The sequence below is a fragment of the Bradyrhizobium sp. UFLA03-84 genome, assembly GCF_002289535.1.
GTDB classification, from domain to species: domain Bacteria; phylum Pseudomonadota; class Alphaproteobacteria; order Rhizobiales; family Xanthobacteraceae; genus Bradyrhizobium; species Bradyrhizobium viridifuturi.
This window is the reverse complement of the sequence record NZ_NSJY01000017.1, coordinates 202,778-216,328: the sequence shown is the minus strand read 5'-3', so window position 1 is coordinate 216,328 and position 13,551 is coordinate 202,778. Positions and strand designations below refer to the sequence as shown.

At 66.2% G+C, this 13,551-nt stretch carries 15 protein-coding genes; 13 read left to right on the top strand and 2 right to left on the bottom strand.

Going from position 1 to position 13,551, the window contains the following annotated elements:
• Positions 1-72 precede the first annotated feature (72 nt).
• Positions 73-855 carry a 3-oxoadipate enol-lactonase gene (pcaD, locus tag CK489_RS33665; RefSeq protein ID WP_095735330.1) on the bottom strand — a complete coding sequence of 261 codons (783 nt, stop codon included), beginning with the start codon at positions 853-855 and terminating at the stop codon, positions 73-75.
• Positions 856-909: 54 nt separating this feature from the next.
• The gene (locus tag CK489_RS33660; RefSeq protein WP_095735329.1) at positions 910-2,265 is read right to left on the bottom strand and encodes a 3-carboxy-cis,cis-muconate cycloisomerase; all 1,356 of its coding nucleotides are present in this window, start codon (positions 2,263-2,265) and stop codon (positions 910-912) included.
• Positions 2,266-2,473: 208 nt separating this feature from the next.
• On the opposite strand from CK489_RS33660, the gene CK489_RS33655 reads away from it, so the two are divergent.
• The 13 genes from CK489_RS33655 to CK489_RS33595 all read left to right on the top strand — a co-directional run bounded on the left by CK489_RS33655 (position 2,474) and on the right by CK489_RS33595 (position 13,540).
• Entirely contained in the window at positions 2,474-2,920 is a 447-nt protein-coding gene (locus tag CK489_RS33655) for an SRPBCC family protein (protein WP_016840413.1), read from the top strand.
• Between the two features lie 168 nt (positions 2,921-3,088).
• Entirely contained in the window at positions 3,089-3,574 is a 486-nt protein-coding gene (locus tag CK489_RS33650) for a (2Fe-2S)-binding protein (protein ID WP_016840414.1), read from the top strand.
• Between the two features lie 67 nt (positions 3,575-3,641).
• Positions 3,642-4,448: an FAD binding domain-containing protein gene (locus tag CK489_RS33645; RefSeq protein ID WP_050422266.1), complete on the top strand. Its 807-nt coding sequence runs from the start codon at positions 3,642-3,644 to the stop codon at positions 4,446-4,448.
• 99 nt (positions 4,449-4,547) lie between these two features.
• Positions 4,548-5,456, top strand: a complete 909-nt coding sequence (locus CK489_RS33640; RefSeq protein ID WP_074128121.1) for an AAA family ATPase — start codon at positions 4,548-4,550, stop codon at positions 5,454-5,456.
• Positions 5,457-5,599: 143 nt separating this feature from the next.
• A complete protein-coding gene (locus CK489_RS33635; protein ID WP_198961090.1) occupies positions 5,600-6,802 on the top strand; it encodes a vWA domain-containing protein in 1,203 nt (400 codons plus the stop codon).
• A 29-nt stretch (positions 6,803-6,831) separates the two neighbouring features.
• Positions 6,832-7,155, top strand: coding sequence for an XdhC family protein (locus tag CK489_RS33630; protein ID WP_021077800.1), 324 nt, complete (start codon positions 6,832-6,834; stop codon positions 7,153-7,155).
• A gap of 2 nt (positions 7,156-7,157) precedes the next feature.
• On the top strand, positions 7,158-7,859 hold the full coding sequence (locus tag CK489_RS33625; RefSeq protein ID WP_050629204.1) for an XdhC family protein: 702 nt from the start codon (positions 7,158-7,160) through the stop codon (positions 7,857-7,859).
• Positions 7,856-9,460, top strand: coding sequence for an NTP transferase domain-containing protein (locus CK489_RS33620; RefSeq protein ID WP_095735327.1), 1,605 nt, complete (start codon positions 7,856-7,858; stop codon positions 9,458-9,460). The genes CK489_RS33625 and CK489_RS33620 overlap by 4 nt, the downstream gene beginning before the upstream one ends.
• A 473-nt stretch (positions 9,461-9,933) precedes the next feature.
• Positions 9,934-10,284, top strand: coding sequence for a DUF4189 domain-containing protein (locus tag CK489_RS33615; RefSeq protein ID WP_050422346.1), 351 nt, complete (start codon positions 9,934-9,936; stop codon positions 10,282-10,284).
• Positions 10,285-10,422: 138 nt separating this feature from the next.
• Positions 10,423-10,833 carry a DUF2000 family protein gene (locus CK489_RS33610; RefSeq protein WP_050629205.1) on the top strand — a complete coding sequence of 137 codons (411 nt, stop codon included), beginning with the start codon at positions 10,423-10,425 and terminating at the stop codon, positions 10,831-10,833.
• 237 nt (positions 10,834-11,070) lie between these two features.
• Entirely contained in the window at positions 11,071-11,796 is a 726-nt protein-coding gene (locus CK489_RS33605) for a TetR/AcrR family transcriptional regulator (RefSeq protein WP_095735325.1), read from the top strand.
• The gene (locus tag CK489_RS33600) at positions 11,793-12,584 is read left to right on the top strand and encodes an HlyD family secretion protein (protein WP_095735324.1); all 792 of its coding nucleotides are present in this window, start codon (positions 11,793-11,795) and stop codon (positions 12,582-12,584) included. The genes CK489_RS33605 and CK489_RS33600 overlap by 4 nt, the downstream gene beginning before the upstream one ends.
• Positions 12,581-13,540: an ABC transporter ATP-binding protein gene (locus CK489_RS33595; RefSeq protein ID WP_095735323.1), complete on the top strand. Its 960-nt coding sequence runs from the start codon at positions 12,581-12,583 to the stop codon at positions 13,538-13,540. Before CK489_RS33600 ends, CK489_RS33595 begins: the two co-directional genes overlap by 4 nt.
• Positions 13,541-13,551 lie beyond the last annotated feature (11 nt).

The following is a 13,551-nucleotide window of genomic DNA, read 5'->3' as shown; positions in this document are numbered from 1 at the left end:
GCAATCCATTTCGCCGCTGGCGGAGACGTGGATTGCTTCGTCGTTTCGCTCCTCGCAATGACGCTCTTGCGGTTACCGTTGCGTCAGGAAGCCGACCACGGCTTCGGTGAAGGCGTGCGACTGCTCGACATTGGAGATGTGCGCGGCATCGAGCAGCGTCATGCTGGCGCCGGGAATGCCGCTGCGGATCATTTCACCCGCCGACACCGGCGTCGCCATGTCCTGCTTGCCTGCGATCACCAGCGTCGGGCTCTTGATCCCAGGCAGCAGGGCGCGCTGGTCGAGCGTCGACAGCGCCTCGCAGCAGGCGAGATAGCCCTCGACGGGAGAGGCGAGCAGCATCGCCTTCATGCGCGCCGTGGTTTCCGGTTCGCGCTCGCGGAAGTCAGCGGTCAGCCAGCCCGCGATCACGGTGTCGGCGACCGCGGCGATGCCGCCTTCCTTCACCGCCTTGATGCGGTTCAGCCAGTTGGTCGGATCGGGATAATAGCAGGCGGTGTTGGCGAGGATGATCTTGCCGAATCTTTCAGGAGCGTTGGCGCCGAGCCATTGCCCGACCATGCCGCCCATCGACAGGCCGCACCAATGCACCTTCTCGATGTTGAGGTCGTCGAGGATCGCCAGCACGTCGCGGCCGAACCGCTCCATCGAGTAGGGGCCGGCCGGCACGCCGGATTTGCCGTGGCCGCGGCGGTCGTAGCGGATGACGCGGAACATCTGCGTCAGCGCCTTCATCTGCGGCTCCCACATCTGCAAGGTGCAGCCGAGCGAGTTCGACAGCATCACGGTCGGTCCGCCGTCGCGGCCATCGACCTGGACGTTGAGCAGGCATCCGTCGGCGTTGATCATCGGCATTATGTTGTCCCCCTCGTCATGTGCGGCGAAGCGCGTCGTTGCTTCACGCCGTCGCTACTTGTCATCCAGTGAAGCCAGCAGCCGGTCGATCAGCGCCTGCGAGGCGCCCTGATAGGCCATCGGCTCGAACAATTCTGCGATTCGCTTGTCGTCGAGATGCGCCGTGACCTTGGCATCCACCGACAGCACGTCGCGCAGATGCTTCTTCTCCGCGACCGCTTTCTTGCTGGCAGCCTCGATCAGATGATGGGCGTCGCTCTTGCCGATCTTGTCGGCAAGGGCAAAGGTGACGGCTTCCGCCATGATCAGCCCATGCGTCGCATCGAGGTTGACGCGCATCCGCGCCGCATCGACTTCCAATCCTTCGGCGAGATCGACGGTCGCGGCGAGCGCGCCCGAGGTCACCAGCATCAGGCCCGGCAAGGTCGGCCATTCCGCATGCCAGGGACCGGCGCTGCGCTCATGGTCCTGCACCTGCGCGGCGAAGATCGTGGCAGCGAGGTTCGGCGCCATGGTCGCGGCGCCCAGCGCGCTTGCGGCCGCCACCGGATTGCGCTTGTGCGGCATGGTGGAGGAGCCGCCGCGGCCGGCGCCGGCAGGCTCGAAGGCCTCGCCGACATCGGTCTGCATCATCAGCGAAATGTCGCGCGCGATCTTGCCGCAGCTGCCGGCGAGGATTGCGAACACGGACGCCGCCTCCGCGATGCGGTCGCGATGGGTGTGCCAGGGCGCGTCGGGCAGGGGCAGGTCGAGCTCTTTCGCGAGGGCTGCCGCGACCGCGAGGCCCTTGTCGCCGAGCGCGGCGAGCGTCCCCGCGGCGCCGCCGAACTGCAGTGCCAGGGTTTCGCGGCGCAGGCGCAGCAAGCGCTTGCGCGAGCGATGCAGCGACGCGGCATATTCGGCGAGCTTGAGGCCGAACGGCATCGGCAGCGCGTGCTGCAGCCAGGTCCGTGCCACCATTGCGGTGTCGCGGTTGACGCGTGCGAGCCCGGCAAAGCCTGCAACGGCGCGGTCGAGGTCGGCAAGCAGCGCATCGATGCCGGCGCGCAGCGACAGCATGGTCGCCGTGTCGATGACGTCCTGGCTGGTCGCGCCCCAATGCACATAGCGCGCCGCCTCGGCATCCGCCTTGGCGACGTCAGCGGTCAGGGCCCTGACCAGCGGGATCGCCAGATTGCCCGATCGCGTCGCGGCATCGGCCAGCGCGGCGAGGTCGAATGATTCGGCCTTGCAGGCCGCGGCAATCGGTCCCGCGCTGGCTGCGGGAATCACGCCGCAGGCCACTTCGGCGCGGGCCAGCGCCGCCTCGAAATCCAGCATCTTCTGCAGGGTGGCGGCGTCGTCGCACACCGCGCGCATCGCGGCGCTCGACAGCATCGGCGCAAGCAGGGGGGAGAGGGCTGTGCTCATGGCGCGCGACCTAACCACTCCTGCGCGTCGCTGCCAATGCCCCTGCGCTGCCGTCATATTCGGCAAGCGGACCGCGCGATTTCGTGAACGAAGCGCTTGGCTTGCTGCGGTTGCGAATATGCATCGCTCATCCTCCCAAGGTGGCCTTTCCTTTGCGCCCGGGCTGCTTTACTTGGGAGAAAAGGTTCTTGCGATCGAGGAGGTCCCCATGGCCATGACGATGACCGGCGAAGTCCAGCTTGCAGCGCCGCGCCAGGCTGTGTGGGACAAGCTCAACGATCCCGAAGTGTTGAAGGCCTGCATTCCCGGCTGCGAAGAGCTGGAGAAGACCGACGAGGGCGGCTTCCGCGCCACCGCGAAAATGAAGGTCGGCCCGGTGTCGGCCCGCTTCAAGGGCAAGGTTACCTTGAGCGATCTCGATCCGCCGAACGGCTACAAGATCTCGGGGGAAGGCGAGGGCGGGGTCGCCGGCTTCGCCAAGGGCGGCGCCACCGTCGGCCTCGCCGACAAGGATGGCGGCACGCTTCTGAGCTACAACGTGGAGGCGCAGATCGGCGGCAAGCTCGCCCAGCTCGGCCAGCGCCTGATCAACGGCGCCGCCAAGAAGCTGGCCGATGAATTCTTTGCAAATTTTGCAAAGGCGGTGCAGGGTTAGGCCTGCTTTCCGGTTGGACTATCTGGGTCCGGCCAAGGCTTCCCGCTATGTCCTGGATGGGTGGCTCCAAAGGTTGCCCATCGCGGGGCGCGCCCATATTATGCCGTCTGGAATGATTTTAAACCGCCTGCTTCGCCGATATGCGGTGGCGCAGATAAGAGAGTGCTGATGGCCAAGATTTCAATGATCGTGAACGGCAACCCCGTGAACGCCAATGTCGACCCCCGTACCCTTCTGGTCCAGTTTTTGCGCGAAAACCTGCGCCTGACGGGCACCCATGTCGGCTGCGACACCTCGCAGTGCGGCGCCTGCGTCGTGCACCTGGACGGCAAGGCGGTGAAGTCCTGCACCACGCTCGCGGTGATGGCCGACGGTCATGAGGTCAAGACCATCGAGGGCTTGGCGGCCGACGGCGCACCGCTGCATCCGATGCAGGAAGCCTTCCGCGAGCATCACGGCCTGCAGTGCGGCTTCTGCACGCCGGGCATGATCATGACCGCGGTCGACCTGGTCCATCGCAAGGGCCACGAGCTCAGCGATGAAGTGATCCGCGAGGAGCTGGAAGGCAATCTGTGCCGCTGCACAGGCTACCAGAACATCGTGGCCTCGATCGCCGCCGGCGCCAAGGCGATGGCCAAGTCGGACCTCGCCTAACAAGTCGACCACGGCTAGTCAGCAATTCATCGCGACCGCGATCAGGACATTCCCAGGAATTTCGCCAATGTACGAATTCAAATATCACCGTCCCGGCACCGTGCGGCAGGCCGCCAACCTCCTGGTGAAGAACGAGGACGCCAAGCTGATCGCCGGCGGTCACACGCTGGTGCCGGTCATGAAGCAGCGGCTCGCGAGCCCGCCGCATCTGGTCGATCTCTCCCATATCGAAGGTCTCGACACGATCGAGATGAAGGGCCGCTCGCTGGTGATCGGCGCCACCGCCAAGCACGCCGAGGTCGCGAACTCCGCGATCGTCGGTGAGGCGATCCCGGCGCTGGCCGAACTGGCCGGCCTGATCGGCGATCCCGCTGTCCGCCACCGCGGTACCATCGGCGGCTCGCTCGCCAACAACGACCCGACCGCGGACTATCCGGCGGCGGTGCTGGCGCTGGGCGCGACCATCGTCACCAACAAGCGCCGCCTGAAGGCCGAGGAGTATTTCCAGGGCCTGTTCTCGACCGCGCTAGAGGCCGACGAGATCATCACCAAGGTGATGTTCCCGGTGCCGAAGAAGGCGGCCTACATCAAGTTCCGCAACCAGGCCTCGCGCTATGCGTTGGTCGGTGTGTTCGTGGCGAAGCGTCCGTCCGACGTCCGCGTCGCGGTCACCGGCGCGGGCTCCGACGGCGTGTTCCGCGCCACCGCGTTCGAGGAGGCCTTGAAGAAGCGCTTCTCGCACAAGGTGCTCGACGGCATCGCGGTTCCCGCCGAAGGGCTGAACAGCGACCTGCACGGCAGCGCGGAATACCGCGCCCACCTGATCGGCGTCTTGACGCGCCGCGCGGTGGAAGCCGCCAACGCCAAGGACTAAATCCAAGGACTAGATCCAAGGGACTAGATCGGAACTGGATCCCAAGGACTAGATTTCACGCGTGACCTTGCTGACCTCTGTTCGAAGACTGGCTGTTCCATGAGTGCATCGGCGTTACCCACTTCCGTCGATGCGCTCGAGGAGCTGTTGACCTCGCGCGGCTATCTCGCCGAGCGGTCGCTCGCGACCGTCACCTATCTCGCGCTGCGCATGGGCCGGCCGCTGTTCCTCGAAGGCGAGGCCGGCGTCGGCAAGACCGAGATCGCCAAGGTGCTGTCGGCGGCGCTCGGCCGCAAGCTGATCCGCCTGCAATGCTATGAGGGCCTCGACGTCGCCTCCGCCGTCTATGAGTGGAGCAGCGCGGCGCAGATGATCGCGATCCGGCTGGCGGAAGCCTCCGGTGATACCGATCGCGACCAGCTCGCCAGCGACATCTTCGCCGAGCGCTTCCTGATCAAGCGACCGCTGTTGCAGGCGCTCGAGCCCGATGTCGCCGGCCCGCCGGTGCTCTTGATCGACGAGCTCGACCGCGCCGACGAGGCGTTCGAGGCGTATCTGTTGGAGATCCTCAGCGACTTCCAGGTCACCATCCCCGAGCTCGGCACCGTGAAGGCGCCGGCGCCGCCGATCGTGATCATCACCTCGAACCGCACCCGCGAGATCCACGACGCACTGAAGCGGCGCTGCCTCTATCACTGGGTGGATTATCCCTCGGCCGAGCGCGAGCTCGCGATCGTCAAGTCGCGGGTGCCGAACATCTCCGCAAAACTGTCGCAGCAGGTCGTGCGCTTCGTGCAGGCGCTGCGTAGCCAGGATTTCTACAAGTCGCCTGGTGTCGCCGAGACCATCGACTGGGCGACCGCGCTGTCCGAGCTCGACGCCCGCTCGCTGACGCCGCAGGTGGTCGGCGACACGTTGGGCGCGCTGCTCAAGTACCAGGACGACATCGCGCGCATGCAGGGCGATGCGTTGCAGAAGACATTGAAGGAAGCGACGAGCGAGACGTAGGTCGCGCGTTGCATTTTGCGTCCGTCATTCCGGGGCGCGCGCAGCGCGAGCCCGGAATCCATACTCGCGGTCGTGGTTATGGATTCCGAGCCTGCGCCTGACGGCGCATCCCGGAATGACGTGGCTGATGGATCGAGCAGAAAATGGCGATCAACCACCTCAATCCCCCGACCGGCCACATGGCCGACAACGTGATCGGCTTCGCCCGTGCGCTGCGGGCCGCCGGGCTCCCGGTCGGGCCGGGCTCGGTGATCGATGCGCTCGATGCGCTGCAGCTGATCGAGGTCGGCAATCGCCTCGATTTCTACGCCACGCTGGAGGCGATCTTCGTCAAGCGCCATGAGCACGCGCTGATCTTCCGTCAGGCCTTCATGCTGTTCTTCCGCGCCGCCGAGGAGTGGAAGAGCATGCTGGATTCGGTGCCGCTGCCGGACCACGCCAAGAAGAAGCCACCGCCGGCCTCGCGCCGGGTCCAGGAGGCGATGGCGCAGCCGGCCAAGAGCGAGGAGCGCCCACAGGCCCAGGAGCAGGAGCTGAAGCTCTCGGTCTCCGACAAGGAGATCCTGCAGAAGAAGGATTTTGCGCAGATGACCGCGGCCGAGATCGCCGAGGTGACGCGCGAGATCGCCAAGATGCGTCTGCCGCAGGCCGAGCTGGTCACCCGCCGCTATCAGCCCGACGCGCGCGGCCTGCGGCTCGACATGCGCCGCACCGTGCGCAATTCGCTGCGCACCGGCGGCGAGATCATCGATATCAGGAAGCTCGGCCGGATCGAGAAGCCGGCGCCGATCGTGGCGCTGCTCGATATCTCGGGCTCGATGAGCGAGTACACCCGCCTGTTCCTGCACTTCCTGCATGCCATCACCGATGCCCGCAAGCGGGTCTCGGTGTTCCTGTTCGGCACCCGCCTGACCAATGTGACGCGCGCGTTACGGGCGCGTGACCCCGACGAGGCGCTGGCGAGCTGCTCGTCCTCGGTCGAGGACTGGGCCGGCGGGACCCGGATCGCGACCTCGCTGCACACCTTCAATCAGCTCTGGGCCCGCCGGGTGCTCGGGCAGGGCGCCATCGTCCTCCTTATATCCGATGGACTAGAACGGGAGGCGGATGCCAAACTGGCCTTCGAAATGGACCGTTTGCACCGCTCCTGCCGCCGCCTGATCTGGCTCAACCCGCTGCTGCGCTACTCCGGCTTCGAGGCCAAGGCGCAGGGCATCAAAATGATGTTGCCCCACGTTGACGAATTTCGCCCGGTGCATAACTTGACGTCCATCAAGGGCTTGATCGGGGCGCTGTCATCCCCGCCGCCGGCGCACCACCGCAGCCTGATCCGTTCTGTAGCCTAAGAAGCCTGACCCGATAGCAGGAGGCCACCATGCTCAACCGCGACGAAGACATCCTTCAGGCCGCCGAGACCTGGCAGAAGCAGGGCCATGGCGTGGCGCTCGCTACCGTGGTCGAGACCTGGGGCTCGGCGCCGCGCCCGGCCGGCTCCAGCCTCGTCATCAATGACGACGGCACGTTCCTAGGGTCAGTCTCCGGCGGCTGCGTCGAGGGCGCCGTCGTCACCGAGGCGCTCGATGTGATCGCGAGCGGCCAGCCCAAGATGCTCGAATTCGGCGTCGCCGACGAGACCGCCTGGAATGTCGGCCTGTCGTGCGGCGGCACCATCCGCGTCTTCGTCGAGAAGGTCGGCTAGCCGTGAAGCTCGAGATATTGAAAGAACTCAACGCCGAGCGCGCCGCGCGCCGCCCGGTCATCATCGTCACCGACACCGCCAATGGCGAGCAGCGCCTGGTCAAGGCCGCGGACATCGCCGCCGATCCGCTGCGCGCCGAGCTCGCCAAGCAGCTTCGAATGGGCAAGAGCGGCAATGTCGAGGTCGCAGGCAAGAAGCTGTTCCTCAACGTCTACGCGCCGACCGCAAAGCTCGTGATCATCGGCGCGGTCCATATCAGCCAGGCCCTGGCGCCGCTGGCGCGCTCGCTCGACTATGACGTGACGGTGGTCGATCCGCGCACGGCGTTCGCAAGCCCCGAGCGCTTCCCCGACGTGCCGCTGGTCGCCGAATGGCCCGACGTCGCGCTGCCGCCGCTCAATGTCGATCACTACACCGCGTTCGTCGCGGTGACGCATGATCCGAAGATCGACGATCCGGCGTTGCTGCACGCCTTCGACCGCGACTGCTTCTATATCGGCGCGCTGGGCTCGCGGAAGACCCATGCCAAGCGTGCCGAGCGGCTGCGTGCGCAGGGCGCCAAGGACAGCGACATCGCGCGCATCCACGCGCCGATCGGGCTCGACATCGGCGCCGTGTCGCCGTCGGAGATCGCGGTCGCGATCATGGCCGAGATCACCGCGCAGCTGCGTTTGCCTCCCAAAGAAAAAGAAGAAGCGGCATGAAATTCGGTCCCGCCAATCCGGCCGACGCGATTGGCGGCGTCACCGTGCATACGCTCCGCCAGGGTTCGCTGGTGCTCAAGAAGGGCACCACGATCGGCCCTGAGGAAGTCGATGCGCTGACCAGGGCCGGCGTCAAGGACGTTGTCGTGGTGCGGCTCGAGGACGGCGACGTCTCCGAAGACGTCGCCGCTGCCAGCATCGCGCAGGCGGTGGCGGGCGAGGGCGTCAATGTCGAGCGTGCTTTCACCGGCCGCGCCAATCTGTTCGCGGCGCGTCCCGGCGTGCTGGTGGTCGACCGTGCCGCGGTCGATCGCATCAATGGCGTCGACGAAGCGATCACCTTCGCGACGCTTTCGGCGTTCAAGCCGGTGGTCGAGGGCGAGATGATCGCGACCGTCAAGCTGATCCCGTTCGGCGTCGAGGGTCGGCTGCGCGATGCCGCCGTCGCGGTGGCCGGCAAGGATACGCTGCGGATCGCGCCTTACGTGATCAAGAAGGTCGGCGTGGTCTCGACCCTGCTGCCGGGCCTCGCGCCGAAGGTGATCGACAAGACGCTGCGCGTCACCGCCGAACGCCTCGCGCCGGCCGGCGCCACCATCATCGCCGAGCGCCGCGTGCCGCATGACGAGACCGTGCTCGCCGCGTCGATCAAGGAATTGCTTGGGCTCGGCGCCGAGCTCGTCATCGTGTTCGGCGCATCCGCAATCGCCGACCGCCGCGACGTCATCCCGGCCGCGATCACGGAGATCGGCGGCGCCGTCGAGCATTTCGGCATGCCGGTCGATCCCGGCAATCTGCTGCTGATCGGCAGCGCCGGCGGCGTGCCGGTGCTGGGTGCGCCGGGCTGCGCGCGCTCGCCGGTCGAGAATGGTTTCGACTGGGTGCTGATGCGGCTGCTCGCCGGTATCAAGGTGACGCGGTCGGATCTCACCGGCATGGGCGTCGGCGGGCTGTTGATGGAGATCGTGACGCGGCCGCAGCCGCGCACCGTGCCGGACACCGAAGGCAACCGCAACGTCGCGGCGATCGTGCTCGCCGCCGGCCGCTCGACCCGGATGGGTGGACCCAACAAGCTGCTTGCCGAGCTCGACGGCAAGAAGCTCGCGCGCATCGTCGCCGAGCAGGCGCTGGCCTCGAAGGCCTCGGAGGTGATCGTCGTCACCGGGCATCAGGCCGACCTGGTCGAGCAGGCGCTCGATGGACTCAAGGTCAAGTTCGTGCGCAACCCGGATTTCGCCGGTGGGCTCGCGAGCTCCGTGAAGGCGGGCATCTCCGCGGTGTCAGACAGCGCCGACGGCGCGATCGTCTGCCTCGGCGACATGCCGCTGATCGATGCACAATTGATCGACCGCTTGATCGAAACCTTCGCGCCGGACCGCGGCCATCTGATCGCGGTGCCGGTCAGCGAGGGCCGCCGCGGCAATCCGGTGCTGTGGTCACGGCGCTTCTTCAAGGAGCTGATGACGCTCGACGGCGACATCGGCGCTCGTCATCTGATCGCCAAGCATGCCGAAGTGGTCGCCGAAGTCCCGGTCGAAGGCAACAGCGCCTTCCTCGACATCGACACGCCGCAGGCGCTGGAAGCCGCGCGGCAGGGCTAGGATTATCCGCGTCGTCCCGGCCAAGCGAAGCGCGAGCCGGGACCATAACCACAAATGCGGATTGTCTTGCGCGGCTTGGGCCGCTGCTTCGCCCACAACAGCGTTCGGTGGTTATGGGTCCCGGCTTTCGCCGGGACGACGAACGGATAGGGCACGCCTTCGCTCACCCTGCACGCTCTATCCATCCGCTGTCGTCCCGGCCAAGCGAAGCGCGAGCCGGGACCCATAACCACAAATGCGGATTGTCTTGCGCGGCTGGGGCCGCTGCTTCGCCCACAGCAGCGTTCGGTCGTTATGGGTCCCGGCCTTCGCCGGGACGACGAACGGATTGAGCGGCGTCCTGCCATCAACCCGTCATTCACCATCTGGCAACGACCCCTGCGTAAAGTCCGCGCCGGACTTTGGGGGATTTCCACTTGATCATTTCGACCGCCGCCGCGCAGCGCCGCGCGCTGACGATACTTGTCCTGACATTGCTGCTCGGGGCCACGCGTTTCTCCGTGGAAAACTTCATCCCCAAGGCGCGCGCGGCCGGCGCGTTCGCGGTCGGAAAGTGCGGGGCCTATGGCCAGGCCTACGATTATCCCGCGGAAGGCGCGGCGCGCGCCGCGGCGCTGAAGCAGTGCAAGGGCGATTGCACCACCGTCACCATGAAGCGCGCCTGCGCCGCGCTCTCGATCGACATGAAGAATCCCTGCGGCGCCCATGGCTATGCGGTGGCGCCGAAGATCTCGAGCTCGCTCAACGCCGCGACCAGGAAGTGCTACGAGTTTGGCGGCAAGGAATGCGTGATCCGCGCCTGGGCCTGCGACGCCAAGGGCTAGGGGCGGACTACAGGAATAGCGGCGACGGTTGGCCGCGCGTAAGCCTTGCAGGAAACGAACGTTGGCGTCTGACGGGCAGGCGAGGGATGCGCCGTCAGGGCTGGTGTTGGCTATCGGCCTGCGGATAGATTTACCGCCATGCAGTTCGACACCAAGATCGCGGTCGTGATCCGCACCGACCTGGAAGTCTGGCAGAAGCTCAACGTGGCGTCGTTTCTTGCCGGTGGCATCGCAGCCTCCTTTCCCGAATGCATCGGCGAGAACTACGAGGACGGCTCGGGGACGCAATATCTCTCTTTGATCGGCCAGCCGATCCTGATCTACGGCGCCGACCGTGCGCAGCTGTCGCGGGCGCTGGAGCGCGCGCTGGCGCGCGACGTGAAGCCGGCGCTCTACACCGAGGACATGTTCAAAACCACGCATGATGCGGCCAACCGCGAGGTCGTGAAGGCGGTGGCGCGCACCGACCTCAATTTGGTCGGTCTCGCTTTCCGCGCCGAGCGCAAGGTGGTCGACAAGATTCTCGACGGGCTGAAGTTTCACACGTAGCGCGATACCGCTTCCCGCCGTCATTCCGGGGCGACGCGCAGCGTCGAGCCCGGAATCCAATCATCCAGGAGTTCTGCGGCTCAATGGATTCCGGGCTCTCGCTTCGCGAGCCCCGGAATGACGAAGAACGCGTGGTGATTTGATCGCGCTCAAGCCGGCGGCCAGCAACCTTTCGTAAGGGAACGCGTTACCTCATATCGGATTGACAATGACTGACCAGTCAGTCATATTGTGGCCATGACAAAGCGCACCGGAAACACGACCCGCACCCAGCCGACCAAACGCCGGACCACGATCCGGGCCGCCGCGGCGAGGGCCCCGAAGGTGACCTCGGCAAAACTGCCTGAGGTCAAGCCCGCCTCGAACCGTGCCGAGAAATCGGCGGAGCGGCGCGCTGCGATCATCGAGGCGGCGATGGATGAGTTCATCGCCCGCGGCTTTGCCGCGACCCGGCTCGACGATGTCGCCAAGCGGGCGGGCGTCGCCAAGGGCACGCTCTATCTCTACTTCAAGGACAAGGAGACGATGTTCGAGGAGCTGATCCGCACCGCGCTGGTGCCGCTGATCAGCCGCATGACCGCGCTGCCGACCATCACCGGTCCGGTGCGCGACGCGGTGGAGGGGTTTGCCGAGACCTTCATCCGCGAGGTCGTGTCGACCCGGCGCGGCGACATCATCCGCCTGATCGTCTCGGAAGGGCCGCGCTTTCCGGCCATCGCCGATTTCTATTTCCGCGAGGTGGTGTCGAAGGGCCTGACCGGCATGAAGGCGCTGGTCCAGCTCGCAATCACGCGCGGCGAGATCAAGCACCGCGAACTCAGCGATTTCCCGCAGCTGGTGGTGGCGCCCGCGATCGTCGCGGTGATCTGGCACAGCCTGTTCGCGCGGCACGCGCCGCTCGATGGGCTCGCGATGTTCAAGGTTCACCTCGATCTGATTTTCGGCGAACGGAGGAAGACATGAGCGCGTCGCGCATCATGAAGCTCGTGGCCGTCGTCGCGCTGGCGGCGGCGCTGGCCGGTTGCAAGGAGAAGCGCGATCCCGGCTTCCAGGGCTGGGTCGAGGCCGACATGATCTTCGTCAGCCCCGATGAGTCCGGCCGCGTCATCAAGCTCAACGTGCGAGAGGGCGACGAGGTCAAGCCCGGCGATCTGCTTTATTCGGTCGACGACGATCTGCAGCGCGCCGATCTCAACCAGAACAACGCGACCCTGGCCAATGCCAAGCAGAGCTACGACCGCGCCGCCTCGCTGCGCGGCACCGGCGCCGGCACCCAAGCCAACCTCGATTCCGCGGTCTCGGCGCTGCGGGTTGCGGAGGCACGCGTCGTGACCTCGCAGACGCGGCTCGACCGCCGCAAGGGCTTTGCGCCGATTGCGGGCTCGATCCAGCAGATCTATTTTCGCGAGGGCGAGATGGTGCAGGCGCAGCGGCCGGTGCTGTCGATCATGCCGCCCGGCAACATGAAGCTGCGCTTCTTCGTGCCGGAGACCGAGCTGCCGAAGCTCGCGCTCGGCGACGAGGTGCGGGTGACGTGCGACAATTGCGCCGCCGATCTCACCGCCAAGATCTATTTCATCGCCACCACCGCGGAGTACACGCCGCCGGTCATCTACAGCCTCGATGAGCGCAACAAGCTGGTCTACCTGATCCAGGCGCGGCCGAGCCGGCCCGATAGTTTACGCGTCGGCCAGCCGATCAGCATCTACCTCAACCCCAAGACGCCGATGGCGGCGGCGGACCGCAGATGAACGGCGGTTCGACCAGTCCGCGGTCCGACGCATCGTCCATCGCCATCGATGTGAAGGGCCTGACCAAGTCGTTTGGTGGACGCGAGGTGGTCCACGACCTGTCGATGCAGGTCAAGCGCGGCGAGATCTACGGCTTCCTCGGTCCCAACGGCAGCGGCAAGACCACCACCATCCGCATCCTGTGCGGCCTGCTGACGCCCGACAGCGGCGAGGGCACCTGCCTCGGCTACGACATCCGGCGCGATGCCGACAAGATCAAGCGCAAGGTCGGCTACATGACGCAGCGCTTCAGCCTCTACCAGGATCTCTCGGTGCGCGAGAATCTGGAGTTCGTCGGGCGGCTCTATGGCATGCCGGACGCGCGCCGCGCCGCAGCCGACATGATCGCGCGGATCGGGCTGAAGGGCCGCGAGGAACAACTCGCCGGCGAGCTGTCCGGCGGCTGGAAGCAGCGGCTCGCGCTCGGCGCCTGCACGCTGCCCAATCCGCAATTGCTGCTGCTCGACGAGCCGACCGCCGGCGTCGATCCCAAGGCGCGGCGCGATTTCTGGAACGAGATCCACGCGCTTGCCGCCGAGGGCCTCACCGTGCTGGTCTCGACCCACTACATGGACGAGGCCGAGCGCTGCCACGAGATCGCCTACATCGCCTATGGCCATCTGCTGGCGCATGGCACCGTGGACCAAGTGATCGCGAAGTCCGGGCTGTCGACCTGGACGGTCACCGGCGAGGATTTCAACGGCCTGATGGCCGAGCTGACCGGCAAGCCCGGCGTCGACATGGTGGCGCCGTTCGGCACCAGCCTGCACGTCTCCGGCCGCGACAAGGCGGCGCTCGAAGCCGCGATTGCGCCCTATCGCGACAATTCGAAGTGGCGCTGGCAGCCGAGCGAGCCGTCGCTCGAGGATGTTTTCATTGATCTGATGGGACGCTCCAAGGACAACTTCCAAGGATAATCGTCAGGGAT